This is a genomic window from Pseudomonas sp. PME37.24/025, from assembly GCF_055556615.1.
The window spans coordinates 14746-36200 of the sequence record NZ_JBVHNK010000019.1; the positions used below are offsets into that span (position 1 = coordinate 14746).

A 21455-nucleotide genomic window follows, 5' to 3' on the forward strand; every position below is an offset into this window, starting at 1 on the left:
CCTTTAGTGGGCTGCGCCGGACACATTACTCGATGACCAGAATGGCATCCATTTCAACCTGCGAACCCTTTGGCAGGGCTGCTACGCCGATGGCGGCGCGGGCTGGGTAAGGTTGGTCGAAGTACTTGCCCATGATCTCGTTGACCTTGGCGAAGTGGCTCAGGTCGGTGAGGAAGATGTTCAGTTTGACGATGTCCTTGAACGAACCACCGGCCGCTTCAGCCACGGCTTTGAGGTTCTCGAACACCTGGACGGTCTGGGCTTCGAAGCCTTCGACCAGTTCCATGGTTTTTGGGTCCAGAGGAATCTGACCCGACATGTAAACGGTGTTGCCAGCCTTGATCGCCTGGGAATAAGTACCGATGGCGGCCGGGGCCTTGTCGCTGGTGATAACAGTCTTGGTCATGAATGACTCCTTGTAATGGGGGGGCTAGGCGCGCATGCGGGTGATGCGAATCACCCCGGTCAGGGCGCGTAGTTTCTTGATCACGCGGGCCAGGTGCACGCGGTCGTGCACGCTGACCACCAGTTGGACCACGCTGATACGACCGTCGCGTTCGTCCATGCTGATTTTTTCGATATTGCCGTCGGCCGCGTTGACGCTGCTGGCCAGCAGGGCGATCAGGCCGCGCTGGTGTTCCAGTTCGACGCGCAGCTCGACGTTGAATTCGCCGGTGACATCCTTGGCCCACGAGAGCTGGATGCATTTTTCCGGGTTGTGGCGGATTTCGCTGATGTTGCGACAGTTGTCCAGGTGCACCACCATCCCTTTGCCAGCGGACAGGTGGCCGACAATCGGGTCGCCCGGGATCGGCGTGCAGCACTTGGCGTAACTGAGTACCAGGCCTTCGGTGCCACGAATCGCCAGCGGGCCTTCCGGGCTTGGCAATTGCTCGCCTTCGCCAAGCAGGCGACGGGCAACCACGTAAGCCATGCGATTGCCCAGGCCAATGTCTTCGAGCAGGTCTTCGATCAGTTCGAGGCGGTATTCGTGGAGCATCAACTGCACGCGCTCGGCCGGGACTTTTTCCAGGGAGCTGTCGAAGCCGTTGAGTACCTTGTTCAGCAGGCGTTCGCCGAGGCTGATGGACTCGGAACGGCGTTGCAGTTTCAGCGCATGACGAATGTGCGTCCGCGCTTTGCCGGTGACCACGAAGTTGAGCCAAGCCGGGTTCGGCCGCGCGCCCGGGGCGCTGACGATCTCGACCGTGGAGCCGCTTTGCAGCGGTTCGGACAGCGGCGCGAGACGACGATTGATCCGGCAGGCGATGCAACTGTTGCCCACATCGGTATGCACCGCGTAAGCGAAGTCGACCGCCGTGGAGCCTTTGGGCAGCTCCATGATCCGGCCTTTGGGCGTGAACACATAGACCTCGTCCGGGAACAGGTCGATCTTCACGCTTTCGATGAATTCCAGCGAATTACCGGCCCGTTGCTGCATTTCCAGCACGCCTTTGACCCACTGGCGGGCGCGGGCGTGAGTGCCTTTGGGCTGCTCGTCACCGCTGGATTTGTACAGCCAATGGGCGGCGATGCCGTTGTTGGCCATCTCTTCCATTTCACGGGTGCGGATCTGGATCTCGATCGGTACACCGTGCATGCCGAACAGCGTGGTGTGCAACGACTGGTAGCCGTTGGCCTTGGGGATCGCGATGTAATCCTTGAAGCGCCCCGGCAACGGTTTGTACAAATTATGTACAGCGCCCAGCACGCGGTAGCAGGTATCGACCTTGTCGACGATGATCCGGAACGCATAGACGTCCATGATCTCGTTGAAGGCCCGACGCTTGCCGCGCATTTTCTTGTAGATGCCGTAGAGGTGTTTCTGACGACCGCTGACTTCGCCCTGAATGCCGTCGATGGCCAGGCAGTGGCTGAGGGATTCTTCGATCTTGTTGACGATTTCCTTGCGGTTGCCCCGGGCGCGTTTGACCGCCTGGTTGATTCGCGCGGAACGCATCGGGTGCATGGCCTTGAAGCCGAGGTCTTCGAACTCTATGCGGATGGCGTGCATGCCCAGCCGGTTGGCGATGGGCGCATAGATTTCCAGGGTTTCCTTGGCAATCCGCCGGCGTTTTTCGCCGGACAGCACTTCCAGGGTCCGCATGTTGTGCAGGCGGTCAGCCAGTTTGACCAGGATCACGCGAATGTCGCGGGCCATGGCCATAGCCATCTTCTGGAAGTTTTCGGCCTGGGCTTCGGCTTTGGTCTCGAAGTTCATCTGGGTCAGTTTGCTGACCCCGTCGACCAGTTCGGCCACGGTTTCGCCGAACTGCGCTTGCAGTGCTTCCTTGGCAATACCGGTGTCTTCGATCACGTCATGCAGCATGGCCGCCATCAGGCTCTGATGGTCCATATGCATGTCGGCAAGAATATTCGCAACCGCGAGTGGGTGCGTGACGTACGCCTCACCGCTGCGGCGGCGTTGGCCATCGTGGGCTTGTTCGGCGTAGAAGTACGCTCGGCGGACCAGATTGACCTGGTCCTTGCCGAGGTAGGTCGATAAGCGATCGGCGAGGGCGTCTATGCTCGGCATGATAATTCCTGCCGTTCGTTGTGACCCCGCGCCGTGCTACGTCGACCAGGCATGGACTTATACTGCCTCGTTGGACTCGTCCTCGAACGCTGCGAACAGCGGTTCGTCTTCGACGATTTCTGCGTTGGCGATGAACTCGTAGCTCATCAGGCCTTCGGCGATTTCACGCAGCGCTACAACAGTAGGCTTGTCGTTTTCCCACTGAACCAGGGGCTCTTTGCCGCCGGTGGCCAGTTGACGGGCACGCTTGGTGGACAGCATGACCAGTTCAAAACGGTTTTCCACGTGGTTCAGGCAGTCTTCAACGGTTACGCGGGCCATGGTATTCCTCGGAGCGAATGCAATATGCGCGCTGCCCGGGTGGGCGAGCGGACTCAACAGTTTAAAAAATCACCAGCGATTAGGGAAGCGCTGATTTTTTGACCAGGCTCTTCGACGCGCTATAAGTGCCAATGTAAAGCCCTTGCAGCGGTTTTGGGAAGAGCTGTTTAGCCGAGCAATTCAGCCAATAATTTGCCATGACGCTGCTGCTGACGCTTCTGATGCAGCTGATTGGCGCGGAAAATCGCCTGCAAATCGCGCAGTGCATGGGCGAAATCGTCGTTGATGATCAGGTAGTCGTAGTCGACGTAGTGGCTCATCTCGCTGACAGCTTCGCGCATCCGGCCTTCGATGATCTCGTCGCTGTCCTGGCCACGATTGGTCAGGCGCTGGTGCAAGGCTTGCAGGGACGGCGGCAGAATGAAGATCGAACGCGCCTGGGGCATCAACTTGCGCACCTGCTCGGCACCCTGCCAGTCGATTTCCAGAATCAGGTCGTGGCCTTCATCCAGGGTCTGCTGCAGGTGGCTTTGCGAGGTGCCATAGAGATTGCCGAACACCTCGGCGCGCTCGAGGAAATCCCCGTGCTCGATCATCTTCACGAACTCGCTGCGTTCGACGAAGTGATAGTTCACGCCGTTCGCTTCGCCGGGGCGCATGGCGCGGGTAGTGTGGGAGACCGAGACACGGATCTCCGCATCAGCGTCGGTCAGGGCCTTGACCAGGCTGCTCTTGCCCGCGCCCGAAGGGGCGGAAATGATGTACAGGGTGCCGGTGCTGTGGGTCATGTCGGGTTTGCCTTACTCAATATTCTGCACTTGTTCGCGCATCTGCTCGATCAACACTTTGAGGTTGACCGCCGCTGTCGTGCTGCGCGGGTCGAAGGCTTTGGAGCCCAGTGTGTTGGCTTCGCGGTTGAGTTCCTGCATCAGGAAGTCCAGGCGCCGACCGGCAGCGCCGCCGGATTTGAGCACCCGGCGAACTTCGATGATGTGAGTGCTCAGGCGATCCAGTTCTTCGGCGACGTCGCTCTTTTGCGCGAGCATGACCATTTCCTGTTCCAGTCGCTGCGGGTCGAGGTCGGCCTTCATGTCAGTGAAGCGGTCGAGGACTTTCTGGCGTTGGGTGGCGAGCATCTGCGGGACCAGCTCACGCAGGATCACCACATCCCCTTCAATAGAGGTCAGGCGCTCGTTGATCAATCGCGCCAGCTCAGTGCCTTCGCGCTCGCGACCGGCCTTGAGTTCTTTCAGCCCCTGATGGAACAGCGCCAGGGCTTCGGCATTCAGCGCTTGCGGGTCGGCGGCATCGGCCACCAGCACGCCGGGCCAGGCCAGGACTTCCAGCGGGTTCAGTGCAGCCGGGTTCTTGATCAGGCTGGCGACCGTCTCGGCGGCAGCGACCAGTTGCGCGGCGCGCTCGCGGTCCACTTGCAGCGGTTTGCCGGTGCTTTCTTCGGTAAAGCGCAGGGTGCATTCGAGCTTGCCCCGGGACAGTTCCTGGCGCAGGGCTTCGCGGACCGCGCCTTCGAGGTCGCGGAAAGATTCCGGCAGGCGCAGGTGGGGTTCCAGGTAGCGGCTGTTGACCGAGCGCAATTCCCAGCTCAGGGTGCCCTGGACGCCGGCTTTCTCTACGCGGGCGAAGGCGGTCATGCTGTGCACCATGGAGGTACCTCGCAATGCAGGTCAGCGCGTAACCCATGGTTTCACGGACCCGCTATCTGTGAATTAAAGCCGACAGGCAGCAAAGGCGCAGGATTGTAGCGCAGTGGGGCGGATGCGCCCAAACACACGCTGTGACAAAGAGCTGCAGGCCGTCGGCTAAGCTCTATTCAGGGGCTTCAATCGTCGGGCGATTTTTTTAGAAGTGCCCACGGGCGGTCCACGGCTCTATAATGCTCGGCAGTTTTCCGTCCTCCGTACAGGTAATCCCTATGAAACGTCCAAGTGGTCGCGCTGCCGATCAGCTCCGCTCGATCCGCATTACCCGCAACTACACCAAACACGCCGAGGGTTCTGTACTGGTCGAGTTCGGTGATACCAAAGTCATCTGCACCGTCAGCGTCGAGAACGGTGTGCCGCGTTTCCTCAAAGGTCAGGGCCAGGGTTGGTTGACCGCCGAATACGGCATGCTGCCACGCGCCACTGGTGAGCGTAACCAGCGTGAAGCGAGCCGCGGCAAGCAAGGCGGCCGTACTCTGGAAATCCAGCGTTTGATCGGCCGTTCCCTGCGCGCTGCGCTGGATATGACCAAGCTGGGCGACGTCACCCTGTACGTCGACTGCGACGTGATCCAGGCTGACGGCGGCACCCGCACCGCGTCCATCACCGGTGCGATGGTTGCACTGATCGACGCCTTGAAAGTGATCAAGAAGCGCGGCGGCCTGAAAGGTGGCGACCCGCTCAAGCAAATGATCGCTGCCGTTTCGGTGGGCATGTACCAGGGCGAGCCTGTGCTTGACCTCGACTACCTGGAAGATTCGGCTGCCGAGACTGACCTCAACGTGGTGATGACCAGCACTGGCGGTTTCATCGAAGTTCAGGGCACTGCCGAAGGCGCGCCGTTCCAGCCGGAAGAGCTGAACGCGATGCTGGCACTGGCGAAGAAAGGCATGATCGAGATTTTCGAACTGCAGAAGGCTGCACTGGCCGACTGATTATTTCGACGTCCGGCAAGGAGAGCGCCATGAATGATGAACAGCAGCTGCTTCCCACCCCGAGCCCCGAGGCTCGTCAGTGGGCGATGTTTTGTCACCTCTCGGCGTTTCTCGGTGTCTGGTTGCCGTTCGGTCACCTGATTGGGCCGCTGATACTCTGGCAGTGGAAGCGTGAAACCGATCCGTTCATTGACGCCCAGGGCAAAGAGGCGCTGAACTTTCAGATCACCGTGGCCCTGGTCTCGGGCATCTGTTATCTGCTGATGCTGGTGTTGATTGGCTTTGCGCTGCTGCCATTGGTGCTGATCGGAGCGATGGTGCTGTGCATCATTGCCGGGCTCAAGGCCAATGAGGGGGTGCCCTATCGCTATCCCTTCACCTGGCGGTTGGTGACATAAGTACGCCGCTCCCACATTAGAAAATCATCACCCACAAAAAAGCCGACAGCGAAGTCGGCTTTTTTGCATCTGCGAAAAGACGCTTAGATAGTCAGCGTCCAGTCGTAGTCCACGATCAACGGTGCATGCTGCGAGAACCGTGGCTGACGCGGCAGGCGTGCGCTGCGTACAAAACGCCGCAGGCCCGGCGTCAGTATCTGGTAGTCAAAGCGCCAGCCCAGGTTGAGCATCTCGGCCTGTTCGTTGTCCGGCCACCAGCTGTACTGGTCGCCTTCACGGCTGACTTCACGCAGGGCATCGACATAACCCATGTTGCCGACAATCTCGTCCATCCAGGCACGCTCAGGCGCCAGGAAGCCCGGAGATTGCTGGCTGTCGCGCCAGTTCTTGATATCCAGCTTCTGTTGCGCCACGTACAGCGAGCCACAATAAATGTACTCGCGACGTTTGCGTCGCTGTTTATCCAGATAACGGGCGAAGTCGTCCATTAGCTTGAACTTCTGGTTCAAGTCTTCATCGCCGTTCTGCCCCGAAGGGAGCAGCAAGGTCGCGATGCTGACCTTGTCGAAATCGGCTTGCAGGTAACGCCCGTAGCGGTCGGCCGTCTCGAAGCCGAGACCGCTGATGACTGCCTTCGGTTGCAACCGCGAGTACAAAGCCACGCCACCTTGGGCGGGAACTTCGGCTTCGCAGGCATAAAGGAAGTAGCCATCCAGTTGGAAGGCTGGATCGTCCAGTTCAAAGGCGGAGGCGCGGGTGTCCTGCAGGCAGATGACGTCGGCATTCTGTGCTTGCAGCCAACTGAGCAAACCACGCTCGACTGCAGCCTGAATACCATTGACGTTCACACTGATGATCCGCATAAGTGGCCCCAAAAATCGCGTGCGGGTATGATACACGGCGTCTACCTAATTAGCTAAATCCGTGGTATTTGGGGTTTTTTTCATGCAAGCGTATCAGCGCGACTTCATTCGTTTTGCCATTGATCGTGGCGTTTTGCGCTTCGGTGAGTTCACCCTGAAGTCCGGACGCACCAGTCCTTACTTCTTCAATGCCGGCCTGTTCAACTCGGGTTCTGCCCTGGCGCAGCTGGGTCGTTTCTATGCGGCAGCCATCGTCGAGAGCGGTATTTCGTTCGACGTGCTGTTCGGCCCGGCCTACAAAGGCATCCCGTTGGCGGCGACTACCGCCGTGGCGCTGGCCGAACATCATGGCCGTGATTTGCCATGGTGCTTCAACCGCAAGGAAGCCAAGGCCCATGGCGAAGGCGGCAGTCTGGTTGGCGCGCCATTGACTGGCGACGTGCTGATCATCGACGACGTAATCACCGCAGGCACCGCCATCCGTGAAGTGATGCAGATCATCGCTTCCCAGGACGGCGCCAAAGCCGCGGGCGTGTTGATCGCCCTGAACCGTCAGGAGCGTGGCAACGGTGAATTGTCGGCCATCCAGGAAGTGGAGCGTGACTTTGGTATCCCGGTGATCAGCATTGTTTCGCTGAACCAGGTGCTGGAGTTCCTGGCGGATGATCCGCAGCTCAAGCAACACCTGCCGGCGGTCGAAGCCTACCGCGCCCAATTCGGCGTCTGACGCCATCCCCTGGAGGAACTCGCTCCTGCAAGGGATCGCAGACAACAAAAGACCCCGCTAAGCAATCTGAGCGGGGTCTTTTGTTGATGCGTGGTTCGGTCTCCCAGGATTATTCTTTGCTGGTGCTGCTGAGTGTCTCGGCCTTTTTGATCCCCACGGGTTTACTGGCTTTCTCTGGGTACGGATCAACAGCGGCATCGCCCTGACCGGTAAGAATTTTCCAGCCATGACGGGTGTGTGGGGTTTTGCGGAGTTGCGGGCACGGCGGCATTGAGGTTTTGGCTTGGTTCGAATACTCATGACCGCAATCGACGCAGGCATAGGTGCCAGGTGAAACATCACTGCCGTATGGGACATAGTCTTTTTGCATGGAGAGATCTCCTGTGGATTCAGGGACGATCCTATGCAGATTGATTCTTTTGCGATGTCGGACGTTTCGCCCAATCAGGTCAGGCATTTCCTGCGCGCATAAAAAAATCGCAGACTTCGTTGTCTCCTACAGAGTTTTCGTACATCCGAAAATCCGCTGTTGTAGGAGCTGCCGAAGGCTGCGATCTTTTTAAGGTTTGAATCAGTGACGCTTGCGATTGCTGATCAAAGTGCCCACACCGGTGTCGGTGAAGATTTCCAGCAGAATCGCGTTCGGCACCCGACCATCGATGATCAACGAGCTACCCACGCCGCCTTGTACCGCTTCCAGCGCGCAACGAATCTTCGGCAGCATGCCGCCGTAGATAGTGCCGTCGGCGATCAGGTCGTCGACCTGTTGAGTCGTCAGGCCGGTCAGAACCGTGCCCGACTTGTCCATCAGGCCGGCGATGTTGGTCAGCAGCATCAGCTTTTCAGCCTTCAGCGCTTCGGCAACTTTACCGGCCACCAGGTCAGCGTTGATGTTGTACGACTCGCCGTTGGCGCCGACACCGATTGGCGCGATCACCGGGATGAAGTCACCTTTGACCAGCAGGTTCAGCAAGTCGGTGTTGATCCCGACCACTTCGCCCACTTGGCCAATATCGATGATTTCCGGCTGGGTCATTTCCGGCGTCTGACGGGTGACGGTGAGCTTTTTCGCGCGAATCAGCTCGGCGTCTTTACCGGTCAGGCCAATGGCACTGCCGCCATGACGGTTGATCAGGTTGACGATGTCCTTGTTGACCTGGCCGCCGAGGACCATTTCCACCACGTCCATGGTCTGCGCATCAGTCACGCGCATGCCATCGATGAAGTGGCTCTCGATCGACAGACGCTTGAGCAGGTCGCCGATTTGCGGGCCGCCGCCGTGAACCACCACCGGGTTAATGCCGACGGCTTTCATCAGCACGATGTCGCGGGCGAAGCCGGTTTTCAGCTCCTCGCTTTCCATCGCGTTGCCGCCGTATTTGATCACCAGCGTCTTGCCGACATAGCGGCGAATGTAAGGCAGCGCTTCGGACAGGACCTTGGCGGTGTTGGCGGCGGCTTCGCGTTCGAGGGTCATTCAGGGCTCCAGGCACTTCAAAAAAAGGCCATCAAAGATCAAAACGGTAAAAGGAGATCAGGTGCAACACGCTTTAGCTGGACTTTGAATACGTCCTTGATGCGCTGCAATTCAGCCTCGTCATCGGCCTCGAAGCGCAGCACCAGCACCGGTGTGGTGTTGGAGGCGCGAACCAGGCCCCAGCCTTTGGCATAGTCGACTCGCACGCCGTCAATGGTGGTCAGGTCGGCGCCTTCGCCCCACTTCGCGTCGTGCAGAGCATCAATGATGCTGAATTTGCTCTCTTCGGTCACATGGATATTGATTTCCGGCGTAGAAATATCGTTCGGGAAGGTCGCAAACAGCTCTTCCGCGGTGGATTTTTCTTTGCTGAGGATCTCCAGCAGACGAGCGGCGCTGTAAATGCCGTCGTCGAAACCGAACCAGCGTTCCTTGAAGAAGATGTGCCCACTCATTTCGCCGGCCAGCAGGGCGCCGGTTTGTTTCATTTTCTTTTTGATCAACGAGTGACCGGTCTTCCACATTAGCGGGCGACCGCCGTATTCCTTGATCAGCGGCGTCAGGCGACGGGTGCATTTGACGTCGAAGATGATCTCCGCGTCAGCGTTGCGCGCCAGCACGTCACGAGCGAACAGCATCAGCAGGCGGTCCGGGTAAACGATGCTGCCGGTGTTGGTCACCACGCCGACGCGGTCGCCGTCGCCGTCGAAGGCCAGGCCCAGGTCAGCGTTGGTTTCCTTGACCTTGGCGATCAGGTCCACGAGGTTTTCAGGCTTGCCCGGGTCCGGGTGGTGATTCGGGAAGTTGCCGTCGACGTCGCAGAACAGCGGGATAACTTCGCAGTTCAGGGCTTCGATCAGTTGCGGGGCGATCACGCCGGCCGCGCCGTTACCGCAGTCGACCACGACTTTGAGGCGGCGAGCCAGTTTGATGTCCTGGACGATTTCGGTGTTGTAACGGTCGAGGATCTCGACCTGGGTGATGCTGCCCTTGCCGCTGCTCAGGTTGTTGGTCTTGAGGCGTTCGTGCAGGGCCTGGATCTGTTCGTTGGCCAAGGTGTCGCCAGCGATGACGATCTTGAAGCCGTTGTAGTTCGACGGGTTGTGGCTGCCGGTGAGCATCACGCCGGATTTGCCGGCCAGCACGTTGGCGGCGTAGTACAGCGCAGGCGTTGGCACCAGGCCGACATCGCTGACGTGGCAACCGCTGTCGGCGAGGCCTTTGATCAGTTGTTCGACCAGTTCTGGACCGGACAGGCGACCGTCACGGCCGACGGACACGTTGGGTTCGTCCTGGGCCAGGCTCTGGGAACCGATGGCGCGACCGAGCCAATAAGCGGTTTCAGCGTTCAAGAACTCCGGGACGGTGCCGCGAATGTCGTAGGCGCGGAAGATGCTGTCGGGGAACTTGGGTGCGACTTGGGCTGGGGTGCTCATCTGTAGGAATGCTCCATCTTGAAAGTGGCTGGACCTGCCGGCGAAAAAATCGTCTGCAGGCTCAAACTGAAGGGTATGACGGTGTTTTCCACCGAGAGTTCGTGGTGTGAAAAGGCCATGCCATCAACATCGGCGAGCAATTGGCCGGCCAATGCCTTGATTTCCAGTGGTAAACCTTCCAGATGACGTCTGTGCAATTTGTGGCGAGGGAGCTTGCTCCCGCTTGGGTGCGCAGCACCCATAAAATCTTGGGGCCGCTTCGCAGCCCAGCGCGAGCAAGCTCGCTCGCCACAGGGTTCTCTATCAGATCAGTGGCTGCCGGAATGTCCGAACCCGCCAGTGCCGCGCTGGGTTTCGACGAACTCTTCGACCATTTCAAAATGCGCTTGAACTACCGGTACCAGCACCAATTGGGCCAGGCGTTCGCCTACCACCATGTTGAAATCGGTCTGGCCACGGTTCCAGCACGACACCATCAGCGGGCCCTGGTAATCGGAGTCGATCAGGCCGACCAGATTGCCCAGCACGATGCCGTGCTTATGGCCCAGGCCGGAGCGCGGCAGAATCAGCGCGGCCAAACCTGGATCGCCAATGTAGACAGACAGGCCAGTCGGAATCAGCAGGGTTTCGCCCGGCTTGATGACGGTGTCTTTTTCCAGCATGGCGCGCAGGTCGAGGCCGGCGGAGCCTGGCGTGGCGTATTGCGGCAGCGGGAATTCGGTACCGATGCGTGGGTCGAGGATCTTGGCTTGCAAAGCGTGCATGTAAATTAAACCTGGTTCAGACGTTCGGCGATAAAAGTGATCAGCTGGCGAGCGATTTTGCTCTTGCTGGTCTGGGCGAAGAGTGTGGCGTGCAGCTCACGGTCGATCACGCTGCAGGCGTTTTCTTCGCTGTTGAAGCCAATACTCGGGTTCGCGACGTCGTTGGCGACGATCAGATCGAGGTTCTTGTCTTTCAACTTGCGTGCAGCGTAATCGAGCAAGTGTTCGGTTTCGGCAGCGAAACCGACACTGAACGGACGGTCGGGACGGGTGGCGATGGTGGCCAGGATGTCTGGGTTGCGCACCATCTGTAGCAACAAGCCGTCGCCGTTCGTAGGGTCTTTCTTGAGTTTCTGTGGGGCGACGACTTCCGGGCGGTAGTCCGCGACCGCAGCAGAGGCGATGAACAGGTCGCAAGGGATCGCCGCTTCACAGGCAGCGAGCATGTCGCGGGCACTCACCACGTCGATGCGCGTGACGCGATCCGGGGTCGGCAGGTGCACGGGACCTGTGATCAGGGTCACGCGGGCGCCGGCTTCTACCGCGGCTTCGGCCAGTGCAAAGCCCATTTTTCCGGAGCTGTGGTTGGTGATGTAGCGCACCGGGTCGATGTTTTCCTGGGTCGGGCCAGCGGTGATCAGCACGTGTTTGCCGGTCAGTGCCTGACGCTGGAAGCAGTCTGCCGCGCACTGGGCGAGGTCGGTGGCTTCGAGCATGCGGCCCATGCCAACGTCGCCGCAGGCCTGGCTGCCGGAGGCTGGGCCGAAGACCTTGAGGTCGCGGCTTTCGAGGGTTTGCAGGTTGGCTTGGGTCGCCGGGTCGCGCCACATGGCCTGGTTCATCGCCGGGGCAACCGCGACCACCGCGTCGGTGGCCAGCACCAGCGTGGTCAGCAGGTCGTCGGCAATGCCTTGGGCCAGTCGGGCGATCAGGTCCGCAGTGGCGGGAGCGATCAGTACCAGATCGGCCCATTTGGCCAGCTCGATGTGGCCCATTGCGGCTTCGGCCGCCGGGTCCAGCAAATCGAGATGGACCGGATGCCCGGACAAAGCCTGCATGGTCAGCGGGGTAATGAATTCGCTGCCGCCACGGGTCATGACCACGCGCACTTCGGCGCCCTGGTCGATCAGACGGCGAACCAGCTCGGCGCTCTTGTAGGCAGCAATGCCGCCGCCGACGCCCAGAACGATGCGTTTCCGATACAGCCGCTGCATAGGTCTGCCTTTCATTTCGTTGATGACTGCTTGGCGATACCCCCTCCCCAGGGATGAATTCGCCAGCAAAAAAGATGGGCTACGATATCACAGCGACCGCTATGGAACAGCGGCGCCCACATTCCAGGGAGGTGCTATGAGTATTCGCGATTGGCCGGCGGCCGAGCGGCCGCGGGAGAGGTTACTTGAGTTGGGCTCGGGGAGTCTTTCGGACGCCGAACTGCTGGCGATTTTTTTACGAACCGGCGTGTCGGGTAAAAGCGCGGTGGATCTGGCGCGACACCTGCTGAATCAATTTGGCAGCCTGCGCTCGCTGCTAGAGGCCGATCAAGCTGCGTTCAGCAGGCAATTAGGGCTTGGGCCAGCGAAATTCGCTCAGCTGCAAGCGGCACAGGAAATGGGCAGAAGGCATTTGGCCGAATGTGCGCGTCAGAAATCGGCGCTGGAAAATCCGCAGGCGGTTAGGGACTACCTGAAAGCGATGCTGCGCCACGAGCCTCATGAGGTGTTCGGGTGTCTGTTTTTGGATTCCAAGCATCAAGTGCTGGCGTTTGAGGCATTGTTTCGCGGCTCTATCGACAACACGAGCGTCCATCCCAGGCAGGTGGTCAAGCGCGCTCTGGCCCATAACGCCGCAGCGCTAATCCTGTGCCACAACCATCCGTCGGGTAACGCTGACCCCAGTCAGGCCGACCGAATGCTGACCAAACGCCTGCAAGAGGCCCTGGACCTGATCGATGTGCGGGTGCTTGACCATTTCATCGTCGGTGACGGCGATCCGCTGTCCATGGCCGAGTATGGGTGGATGTGAGCGAGGGATTCGGAGCGAAGTAAATCCCTTGTGGGAGCGGGCTTGTCCGCGATGACGTTGGCACATTCAAAAAAGTTGTCGTCTGAAAGTCCGCTATCGCGGGCAAGCCCGCTCCCACAGGTTTTGTGTTGGTGCTTATGGCTTGAGGTTAACCTTCGAATAGTCCTGTCGGCCGAACGGACTGACCTGATAACCCTGCACATCCTTACGCGTCAGCGCGAAGGCCGTCGGGTGGGCCAGTGGCAGCCACAACGCCTGTTGCTGGATCTGCGCCTGGGCCTGTTCGTAGAGCTTGGTGCGTACACCTTGCTCGCCGGTGGTCTTGCCGGCGCTGATCAGCTTGTCCAGGTCCTGGTTGCAGTAGCGGGCGAAGTTGGTGCCGGATTTGACCCCCGCGCAGGAAAACTGCGGTGTGAGGAAGTTGTCCGGGTCGCCGTTATCGCCAGCCCAGCCCATGAACAGCAGGTCGTGCTCGCCGGCCTTGGCGCGACGAATCAGCTCGCCCCATTCGATCACGCGAATTTCGGCCTGGATGCCGATTTCCGCCAGGTCGGACTGCAGCAATTGCGCGCCGAGGCTCGGATTGGGGTTCAGCAGGCTGCCGGAAGGACGGGTCCAGATGGTGGTCTGGAAACCATTCTTGAGCCCGGCCTTGGCCATCAACGCACGGGCCTTTTCGACGTCATGCGGGTAGCCCGGCAAACCTTTGGCGTAGCTCCAGGTGTTAGGCGGATACGGACCGTTGGCGGGTTCAGCGGTATCTTCGAACACGGCCTTGATGTAGTTGGCCTTGTCGAACGCCAGGTTGATTGCCTGACGTACTTCGGGTTTGTCCAGCGGCGGATGCTGGCTGTTGATGCCGACGAATGCGGTCATGAAAGCGTCAGTCTTTTCCACCTTCAGCGTTGGTTCCTGCTTCGCAGCCTGTACGTCCAGCGGTTTGGGCGACAGGGCGATCTGGCACTCGTTGCGGCGCAATTTCTGCAAGCGCACGTTGGCGTCTGGAGTGATGGCGAAGATCAGCGGGTCAACCGACGGCTTGCCACGGAAGTAATCCGGGTTGGCCTTGTAGCGAATCGAGGCATCTTTCTGGAAGCGCGTGAAGATGAACGGGCCGCTGCCGATCGGCTGGCTGTTGAGTTTCTCCGGAGTGCCGGCCTTCAGCAGTTTGTCCGCGTACTCAGCCGAATAGATCGAGGCGAAACCCATGCTCAGGGTCGGCAGGAAGGTCGAGTCCGGGTGATCGAGGGTGAAGCGGAGGGTAAGCGGATCCAGTGCGTCGATCTTCTTGATCAGCGCCGGTAACTGCATCGATTGCGCGTGCGGAAAGCCACTCTGCGCCACTTTGTGCCAAGGGTTTGCCGGGTCGAGCATGCGGTCGAAGCTGAACTTCACGTCTTCGGCGGTCAGGTCACGCGTCGGGTTGAAGTATTCGGTATGGTGAAATTTCACCAGCGGGTGCAATTTGAAGACGTAGGTCAGGCCGTCGGGTGTGACTTCCCAGCTGTCCGCCAGGCTGGCGACCACTTTGCCGCTGGCCGTGTCGAAGTCCACCAGGCGGTCCATCAGCACATCGGCCGAGGCATTGGTGGTGGTCAGCGAGTTGTATTGCACCACATCGAACCCTTCAGGGCTGGCCTCGGTGCAGACGGTCAGGGCGGCGGCATGGGCCAATGGGCTCAGCAGCAGTGGGGCGAGCAGCAGCGGTAGGGCAGCAAGGCGCATGGTCGGATTCCTTTACAGATCGAAGGCCCATCTGCAAGTGCAGTCTGGAAAAGGCTTACCCTAGTGGGCTCTTTTGCAAATGACTATCCCCTTTTTCATTTTAAGGGGACTATGGGCGCTAGTTTTCGGTGAGTGCTGGCTGGGAAAAATCTTCGATTGGCCTGTTGGCCGATTCTCTGCGACGAGCGGTCTTCATTGACCACAGCCTTTATCCAAGGCGCCCGGCGCCCGGAAAATGGGGAATTTATCGAGTCCGTGCACACGGAATGTTGTTGCTCTCCAGTCTTTCTGGTATAAAGCAGCGCTCTTTTCTAGGGGCCCGGTTCCTTCACTGTAGGTGTAGCCGGTAAGACCTCTAAAGAAACGCGGCGCCTGGCGCCAAATGACTGAGAGATTAAGCGGCCAACCCATGCCGGGTTGGGCATGTGGTTTTAGAGGGCTGAGGCATGTCGAGAGTATGTCAAGTTACCGGTAAGGGTCCGGTGACTGGGAATAACATTTCCCACGCAAACAACAAAACCCGTCGTCGTTTCCTGCCGAACCTGCAGCATCACCGCTTCTGGGTTGAAGAAGAGAAACGTTTCGTGCGTCTGCGCGTATCTGCCAAAGGCATGCGTATCATCGACAAGCGTGGCATCACTGTCGTGCTGGCCGAAATCCGCAAAGCCGGCAAGATCTAAGGGAGCTAATCATGCGTGAATTGATTCGTTTGATTTCGAGCGCCGGTACTGGTCACTTCTACACTACCGACAAGAACAAGCGCACTACTCCGGACAAAATCGAGATCAAGAAATTTGATCCGGTTGTTCGTAAGCACGTGATCTACAAAGAAGGCAAAATCAAGTAATTGATTTTTCCCTCTTACGAAAAAGGCCCGTATCGCGAGATACGGGCCTTTTTTGTTGCGAGTGAATCAAGGATTTTGGTCAACCGCAGTTGATGCTGACGATGACTCTGTCGGCATTGGTATGCAGGTTGATGCGCCGCGGGCGCAGGTCCCAGCTCGAGGGGTACGTCGGTCCTGTGGCGCGCACGGGAGCCCCATTGGCCAGGGCGCGAACTTCTTCGAGCAGCTCCGGCGTGCATTTTTGGCCGATGGTGTATTGGGCGATGGCGAGATCGCATTGATCGGGTAAGACTGGCATGTTTGCCTCCTTGCAAAGTTCATGGGTTCGGGGCGCTCTCCCGCCGGATTGGCCGCACCTCCTGTGCATTGCCATTCCGACGACAAGTGCGTGGCGCCCATGAGCAGTCTTATCCGCTGTCGCGGTGATCGACTAGCGTCAGATTGTCAGTGCTTGTTTCGATTCACTTCGACTCAAGCCTTCTGCTCGAAAGCCACATAGATCTTGCGGCACGGCTCCAGCACTTCCCAGGTGCCTTTGAAACCGGCCGGGATCACGAAGCGATCGCCCACACGCAGGGTCTTGGCGTTGCCATCGCCGTCGCGCAGCACTGAAACCCCCTGAACGATTTCGCAGTATTCGTGCTCGGTGTAGTTCACTAGCCACTGGCCGACTTCGCCTTCCCAAACACCTGCACTCATCTGGCCGCACGGGCTGTTGTAATGGTTGTACACCGCTTGCTCGGGGTCGCCCTTGAGGACTTTTGCAGGGTCGGGCCGATAACGATCGGGCTGGGTGTTGGCCTGGCTGAAATCGACGATATCCTGAATGCTCATGCTGGTATTCCCCCGTGATTGCGCTGGAAAATTGAAAGTCTATGTTTATTAAAATGAACATCGCAAGGCCGTTTGCCGGCCTTGTGTCAAATATATTGAAACTTCACCGGCCGCTGGTTTAGGGTAACGGTTGCCTTGAGCCGAAAAGCAGGCTGGCCGGGCAGAATTCCTGACAGCACCCGCATAGAACGCGGGGCACTCGTATTCAATAAGAGGAGGACACTCGAATGACCACCCTGACTCGTGCCGACTGGGAACAACGGGCTCGCGATCTGAAGATCGAAGGCCGCGCCTACATCAATGGCGAATACACCGATGCCGTCTCCGGTGAGACCTTCGAGTGCATCAGCCCTGTCGATGGCCGTCTGCTGGGCAAGATTGCCAGCTGTGACTCCGCCGACGCCCAGCGTGCCGTGGACAACGCCCGCGCCACTTTCAATTCCGGCGCCTGGTCGCGCCTGGCACCGACCAAACGCAAAGCCACCATGATTCGTTTTGCCGGCCTGCTGAAACAGCACGCCGAAGAGCTGGCCCTGCTCGAAACCCTGGACATGGGCAAGCCGATCAGCGATTCCCTGTACATCGACGTTCCCGGCGCGGCGCAAGCCCTGAGCTGGAGCGGTGAAGCCATCGACAAGATCTACGACGAAGTCGCCGCCACCCCGCACGATCAGCTGGGTCTGGTGACTCGCGAGCCGGTCGGCGTGGTTGGTGCGATCGTGCCGTGGAACTTCCCGTTGATGATGGCCTGCTGGAAGCTCGGGCCGGCGCTGTCCACCGGTAACTCGGTGATCCTTAAACCGTCTGAAAAATCTCCGCTGACCGCGATCCGCATTGCGGCGCTGGCCGTTGAAGCCGGTATTCCAAAAGGTGTGCTGAACGTGCTGCCGGGTTACGGTCACACCGTCGGCAAGGCCCTGGCCCTGCACAACGACGTCGACACCCTGGTGTTTACCGGTTCGACCAAGATCGCCAAGCAACTGCTGATCTACTCCGGCGAATCGAACATGAAGCGCGTCTGGCTGGAAGCTGGCGGCAAGAGCCCGAACATCGTGTTCGCCGATGCGCCGGACCTGCAAGCCGCCGCCGAAGCCGCTGCCGGTGCCATCGCCTTCAACCAGGGCGAAGTCTGCACCGCTGGCTCGCGCCTGCTGGTGGAGCGTTCGATCAAGGACAAATTCCTGCCGCTGGTGATCGAGGCCCTGAAAACCTGGAAGCCGGGCAACCCGCTGGACCCGGCAACCAACGTCGGTGCGCTGGTGGATACCCAGCAGATGAATACTGTGCTGTCCTACATCGAATCCGGTCACACCGATGGCGCCAAACTGGTGGCTGGCGGCAAGCGCATTCTTCAGGAAACCGGTGGCACCTACGTCGAGCCGACGATTTTCGATGGTGTGAGCAACGCGATGAAAATTGCTCAGGAAGAAATCTTCGGTCCGGTGTTGTCGGTCATCACCTTCGACAGCGCTGAAGAAGCCATCCAGATCGCCAACGACACGCCTTACGGTCTGGCCGCTGCAGTCTGGACCGCCGACATCTCCAAGGCTCACCTGACCGCCAAGGCTTTGCGTGCCGGTAGCGTGTGGGTCAATCAGTACGACGGCGGCGACATGACCGCACCGTTCGGTGGATTCAAACAGTCCGGCAACGGTCGCGACAAGTCGCTGCACGCGTTCGACAAATACACCGAGCTGAAGGCGACCTGGATCAAGTTGTAATGTGTAGCGGGCCCCGGTTCATATCGAGGCCCGACGCAACATAGATCCCTTGTGGGAGCGAGCCTGCTCGCGATAGCGGTATGACAGTCGACGTCAATGTTGAATGTTGCTCCGTCATCGCGAGCAGGCTCGCTCCCACAGTGTTTTGCGCTGCACATAAAAAATCCACAGGAGTGTGGAACATGCGTTGGGCGACTTATTTCGCTGTTTTGGCGTCTGTCTTGAGTGTCGGCCTGGCCTTGGGTGTCAGCATGCCGTTGGTATCGCTGCGTCTGGAAGGCTGGGGTTACGGCTCGTTCGCGATCGGCGTGATGGCGGCGATGCCGGCCATTGGCGTATTGCTGGGGGCGAAAATCTCCAGCCACCTCGCGGCCCGTCTTGGCACGGCCAATTTGATGCGCCTGTGCCTGTGGGCCGGGGCGGTATCCATCGGTTTGCTGGCAGTGTGGCCGAGCTACCCGGTCTGGCTGGCGCTGCGGTTGATGATCGGGGTGATCCTGACCCTCGTCTTCATCCTCGGCGAAAGCTGGATTAACCAACTAGTGGTCGAGCAATGGCGCGGTCGACTGGTGGCGCTGTATGGCAGTAGCTATGCGCTGAGCCAGTTGGCCGGGCCGTTGCTGTTGGGTGCGTTGGGCACCGAGCACGATTATGGCTTCTGGGTCGGTGTCGGTTTGCTGATGACGTCACCGTTCCTGCTGCTGGGTCGCGGCGGCGCACCCACCAGCGAAGCCTGCAGCGTAACCCTCGCAGACTTGTTGACCTTCTGCCGCGGCTTGCCGGCAATTGCCTGGGCGGTATCGCTGTTCGCCGCGTTCGAGGCGATGATCCTGACTTTGCTGCCGGTCTATTGCCTGCGTCAGGGCTTCACCACGGAAATCGCCTTGGCGATGGTCAGCACGGTGGTGGTGGGTGATGCCTTGCTGCAATTGCCGATTGGCGCGCTCGCCGATCGCTTGTCGCGGCGTACGTTATTCACCGGCTGTGCGATGCTCTTGTTGCTGTCGAGCCTGGCGATTCCGTTGCTGATTGACACGCTACTGATCTGGCCGCTGTGGGTGCTGTTTGGCGCCAGTGCCGGTGGTTTGTTCACCTTGTCGCTGATCCTGATCGGCGAGCGTTATCGCGACGATGCGCTGGTGCGGGCCAATGCCCACATCGCACAGCTCTGGGGCATTGGTTGCCTGATCGGATCTTTGGCAGCCGGTGCCGGAAGCCAGTGGATCAGCGGGCATGCCTTGCCGTTGCTGATGGCGGCGGGCGCGTTGGGGCTGGTAATTCTGGTGTCGCGGCAAGGCGCGTTTGGGACAGTTGCCGAACCGGCCTGAGCGCTGCACAACCTGTGGTGAGGGAGTTTGCCTGTGGCGAGGGAGCTTGCTCCCGCTGGGTCGCGCAGCGGCCCTAAATCATGCGCCACCGCTTATTCAGATAGAACGCGGATGCCGTTTTGCGACTGCTGCGCAGCCGAGCGGGAGCAAGCTCCCTCGCCACAATTCATCACCAGCCTCTTGGCTACAACATCCGCTCCAGGCCGACCATGCTGCTGAGCCATGAATTGAAGTGTCGCCACCAACCTCCCGGTTCTTTGGTCAATGTGTGCTGCTTGCCGTCATCTTCGGTGACCCAGACGATCTGACCCTTTTCCAGCCGGGCCTGATAGCTGAGGGCAGGCGCCATACCTTCCAGTGCCAGTTCACGCACTCGTCCGGCGAGCTGCGGGTTGTCCACCAGTACCCCGACTTCGGTATTCCACAGTACCGAGCGCGGGTCGAAATTGAATGAGCCGATGAAGGCTTTCTGTTGGTCGAAGATCATTGCCTTGCTGTGCAGGCTGGAGCCGGAACCGTGGTTGGACTTTCTGTAAAACAGGCGCGGCCCGCTGCCGCCGTTGTCGCCGGGCTGTCGGCGTAATTCGAACAATTGCACGCCATGCTCCAGCAAGGCTTTGCGATAAGGCGCGTAACCACCATGCACGGCGGGTACATCGGTGGCTTCCAGTGAGTTGGTCAGCACGCTGACCGATACGCCGGCATCGGCGCGACCGGTCAGGTAAACCAGCCCCGGTTCGCCGGGTACGAGGTAGGCCGAGACCATGATCAGCTCTTTGCTGACCCCATTGAGCTCGGGCGCCAACTGGGTGGTCAGCAGCAGGTGCGGGTCAGGTTCGCCGTCGGACAGCACCTTGCTTGGAGCGTCCCACAGCGCCTGGTTCCAGGCCCAGATCAGCTCCCGGCGCCAGACATCCAGGCGCGGGTGAGTGGTGTAGGCCATTAACTGCTGATAAAGCGCGTGGTTCTGTTTGCGCGTTTCCTCCAGAGACTCGTCCAATCGAGTCCGGGTGTTTTTCAGATCCCTGGCGGTCGGCTTGGTCGAGAGAAACTGCTCGATCGGCTTGCTCAGAGCGCTGTTCCAGTACTGGTCGAAGCTATGCCCCAGCTGCTCTGCAACCGGGCCGACACTGAGCATATCGATGTCGGTGAAATTCATTTTTGGCTCGGCATCGAAATACTCGTCCCCCAGGTTGCGCCCGCCAACGATCGCCGCGCTGTTGTCCGCCACCCACAGTTTGTTGTGCATGCGCCGGTGTTGCTGCGACAGGTTGAAGAACCGGCCCATCGTTCGCGTAACGACGGTACTGCGGCCTAGATGCAGCGGGTTGAACACGCGGATCTGAATCTTCGGATGGGCGGCGAGGGTCGCGATGATCCTGTCCAGGCCATCGCTGGTGGTGTCGTCGAGCAGAATCCGCACCCGCACGCCGCGGTCGGCGGCCTTGAGCAGCTCGCTCACCAGTATTCGTGTGCTGATACCGTCATGGACGATGTAGTACTGCAGATCGAGGCTGCTTTGGGCGTTGCGAATCAGCTCGGCGCGGGCGGTAAAGGCCTCGGCGCTGTCGGAGAGCAAGCGAAAGCCGGATTGGCCCTGATGGGGGGCGGCCTGGGCCTGGATCGAACGGCCGAACGCCGAATCGGCCGCCGGCAAGGCCTGACTCGGTTCGCGGACGACATCAAGGCTGGTGCAACTGCCGAGCAACAAGGCGAGCAACAGAGCGAAGGGCCGGACCGGAATGAGTATCAAGGCAGGTTTCTCGCGTCAGGGTCAACCGAAGTATGGCACGGCAT

The 21455-nt window shown here is 59.5% G+C and carries 22 protein-coding genes and 1 pseudogene; 8 read left to right on the forward strand and 15 right to left on the reverse strand.

Features of this window, described 5'->3' with window-relative positions; genetic code table 11:
- Window positions 1-25 precede the first annotated feature (25 nt).
- The 5 genes from ACZ3HH_RS27065 to ACZ3HH_RS27085 all read right to left on the reverse strand — a co-directional run bounded on the left by ACZ3HH_RS27065 (window position 26) and on the right by ACZ3HH_RS27085 (window position 4521).
- On the reverse strand, window positions 26-406 hold the full coding sequence (locus tag ACZ3HH_RS27065; RefSeq protein WP_003229509.1) for a RidA family protein: 381 nt from the start codon (window positions 404-406) through the stop codon (window positions 26-28).
- Between the two features lie 24 nt (window positions 407-430).
- Window positions 431-2536 carry a bifunctional GTP diphosphokinase/guanosine-3',5'-bis pyrophosphate 3'-pyrophosphohydrolase gene (spoT, locus tag ACZ3HH_RS27070; protein WP_007934594.1) on the reverse strand — a complete coding sequence of 702 codons (2106 nt, stop codon included), beginning with the start codon at window positions 2534-2536 and terminating at the stop codon, window positions 431-433.
- A 57-nt stretch (window positions 2537-2593) separates the two neighbouring features.
- The gene (gene rpoZ / locus ACZ3HH_RS27075; RefSeq protein WP_007894670.1) at window positions 2594-2857 is read right to left on the reverse strand and encodes a DNA-directed RNA polymerase subunit omega; all 264 of its coding nucleotides are present in this window, start codon (window positions 2855-2857) and stop codon (window positions 2594-2596) included.
- A 167-nt stretch (window positions 2858-3024) separates the two neighbouring features.
- Complete coding sequence (gmk, locus tag ACZ3HH_RS27080) at window positions 3025-3645, reverse strand: guanylate kinase (RefSeq protein WP_465809291.1); 621 nt, start codon at window positions 3643-3645, stop codon at window positions 3025-3027.
- A 12-nt stretch (window positions 3646-3657) separates the two neighbouring features.
- Window positions 3658-4521, reverse strand: a complete 864-nt coding sequence (locus ACZ3HH_RS27085) for a YicC/YloC family endoribonuclease (protein WP_038980731.1) — start codon at window positions 4519-4521, stop codon at window positions 3658-3660.
- A 269-nt stretch (window positions 4522-4790) separates the two neighbouring features.
- On the opposite strand from ACZ3HH_RS27085, the gene rph reads away from it, so the two are divergent.
- Together rph and ACZ3HH_RS27095 are read left to right on the forward strand one after the other, a co-directional pair.
- Window positions 4791-5513 carry a ribonuclease PH gene (gene rph, locus ACZ3HH_RS27090; RefSeq protein ID WP_008007612.1) on the forward strand — a complete coding sequence of 241 codons (723 nt, stop codon included), beginning with the start codon at window positions 4791-4793 and terminating at the stop codon, window positions 5511-5513.
- A gap of 29 nt (window positions 5514-5542) precedes the next feature.
- Entirely contained in the window at window positions 5543-5911 is a 369-nt protein-coding gene (locus ACZ3HH_RS27095; RefSeq protein ID WP_465809293.1) for a DUF4870 domain-containing protein, read from the forward strand.
- 83 nt (window positions 5912-5994) lie between these two features.
- Here ACZ3HH_RS27095 and ACZ3HH_RS27100 read toward each other — a convergent pair whose 3' ends face one another.
- The gene (locus ACZ3HH_RS27100; protein WP_008030595.1) at window positions 5995-6774 is read right to left on the reverse strand and encodes an exodeoxyribonuclease III; all 780 of its coding nucleotides are present in this window, start codon (window positions 6772-6774) and stop codon (window positions 5995-5997) included.
- A gap of 82 nt (window positions 6775-6856) precedes the next feature.
- Here ACZ3HH_RS27100 and pyrE point away from each other — a divergent pair, with 82 nt between their 5' ends.
- Complete coding sequence (gene pyrE, locus ACZ3HH_RS27105; RefSeq protein ID WP_007894680.1) at window positions 6857-7501, forward strand: orotate phosphoribosyltransferase; 645 nt, start codon at window positions 6857-6859, stop codon at window positions 7499-7501.
- A 109-nt stretch (window positions 7502-7610) separates the two neighbouring features.
- On the opposite strand, the gene ACZ3HH_RS27110 is transcribed toward pyrE, so the two are convergent.
- The 5 genes and pseudogenes from ACZ3HH_RS27110 to coaBC all read right to left on the reverse strand — a co-directional run bounded on the left by ACZ3HH_RS27110 (window position 7611) and on the right by coaBC (window position 12392).
- Window positions 7611-7871, reverse strand: a complete 261-nt coding sequence (locus tag ACZ3HH_RS27110) for a hypothetical protein (protein ID WP_465809296.1) — start codon at window positions 7869-7871, stop codon at window positions 7611-7613.
- A 201-nt stretch (window positions 7872-8072) separates the two neighbouring features.
- Complete coding sequence (gene argB / locus ACZ3HH_RS27115; RefSeq protein WP_008007602.1) at window positions 8073-8978, reverse strand: acetylglutamate kinase; 906 nt, start codon at window positions 8976-8978, stop codon at window positions 8073-8075.
- Between the two features lie 38 nt (window positions 8979-9016).
- Window positions 9017-10393: pseudogene (locus ACZ3HH_RS27120) on the reverse strand (phosphomannomutase/phosphoglucomutase); the annotation flags it as partial.
- A 329-nt stretch (window positions 10394-10722) separates the two neighbouring features.
- Window positions 10723-11178, reverse strand: coding sequence for a dUTP diphosphatase (gene dut, locus ACZ3HH_RS27125; protein WP_007894692.1), 456 nt, complete (start codon window positions 11176-11178; stop codon window positions 10723-10725).
- A 5-nt stretch (window positions 11179-11183) separates the two neighbouring features.
- Window positions 11184-12392 (reverse strand): bifunctional phosphopantothenoylcysteine decarboxylase/phosphopantothenate--cysteine ligase CoaBC, encoded by a 1209-nt coding sequence (coaBC, locus tag ACZ3HH_RS27130; RefSeq protein WP_007894693.1) that lies wholly within the window; start codon window positions 12390-12392, stop codon window positions 11184-11186.
- Between the two features lie 136 nt (window positions 12393-12528).
- Here coaBC and radC point away from each other — a divergent pair, with 136 nt between their 5' ends.
- Window positions 12529-13203 (forward strand): RadC family protein, encoded by a 675-nt coding sequence (gene radC / locus ACZ3HH_RS27135; protein WP_465809298.1) that lies wholly within the window; start codon window positions 12529-12531, stop codon window positions 13201-13203.
- Between the two features lie 135 nt (window positions 13204-13338).
- Here the strand turns inward: radC and ACZ3HH_RS27140 are convergent, their stop codons facing one another.
- The gene (locus ACZ3HH_RS27140; protein ID WP_465809299.1) at window positions 13339-14928 is read right to left on the reverse strand and encodes an ABC transporter substrate-binding protein; all 1590 of its coding nucleotides are present in this window, start codon (window positions 14926-14928) and stop codon (window positions 13339-13341) included.
- 446 nt (window positions 14929-15374) lie between these two features.
- Between ACZ3HH_RS27140 and rpmB the strand changes: the two genes are divergently transcribed.
- Window positions 15375-15608 (forward strand): 50S ribosomal protein L28, encoded by a 234-nt coding sequence (rpmB, locus tag ACZ3HH_RS27145; protein WP_007894701.1) that lies wholly within the window; start codon window positions 15375-15377, stop codon window positions 15606-15608.
- Between the two features lie 11 nt (window positions 15609-15619).
- A complete protein-coding gene (gene rpmG, locus ACZ3HH_RS27150; RefSeq protein ID WP_007894709.1) occupies window positions 15620-15775 on the forward strand; it encodes a 50S ribosomal protein L33 in 156 nt (51 codons plus the stop codon).
- A gap of 79 nt (window positions 15776-15854) precedes the next feature.
- On the opposite strand, the gene ACZ3HH_RS27155 is transcribed toward rpmG, so the two are convergent.
- Complete coding sequence (locus ACZ3HH_RS27155; protein WP_465809302.1) at window positions 15855-16073, reverse strand: peptidase inhibitor; 219 nt, start codon at window positions 16071-16073, stop codon at window positions 15855-15857.
- A gap of 173 nt (window positions 16074-16246) precedes the next feature.
- Window positions 16247-16609, reverse strand: a complete 363-nt coding sequence (locus ACZ3HH_RS27160) for a cupin domain-containing protein (protein ID WP_465809304.1) — start codon at window positions 16607-16609, stop codon at window positions 16247-16249.
- A 227-nt stretch (window positions 16610-16836) separates the two neighbouring features.
- Between ACZ3HH_RS27160 and ACZ3HH_RS27165 the strand changes: the two genes are divergently transcribed.
- Both ACZ3HH_RS27165 and ACZ3HH_RS27170 read left to right on the forward strand, forming a co-directional pair.
- On the forward strand, window positions 16837-18330 hold the full coding sequence (locus ACZ3HH_RS27165) for an aldehyde dehydrogenase (protein ID WP_465809306.1): 1494 nt from the start codon (window positions 16837-16839) through the stop codon (window positions 18328-18330).
- 182 nt (window positions 18331-18512) lie between these two features.
- Complete coding sequence (locus ACZ3HH_RS27170; RefSeq protein WP_465809308.1) at window positions 18513-19658, forward strand: MFS transporter; 1146 nt, start codon at window positions 18513-18515, stop codon at window positions 19656-19658.
- Window positions 19659-19842: 184 nt separating this feature from the next.
- Here the strand turns inward: ACZ3HH_RS27170 and ACZ3HH_RS27175 are convergent, their stop codons facing one another.
- Window positions 19843-21411 (reverse strand): phospholipase D family protein, encoded by a 1569-nt coding sequence (locus tag ACZ3HH_RS27175; protein ID WP_465809310.1) that lies wholly within the window; start codon window positions 21409-21411, stop codon window positions 19843-19845.
- Window positions 21412-21455 lie beyond the last annotated feature (44 nt).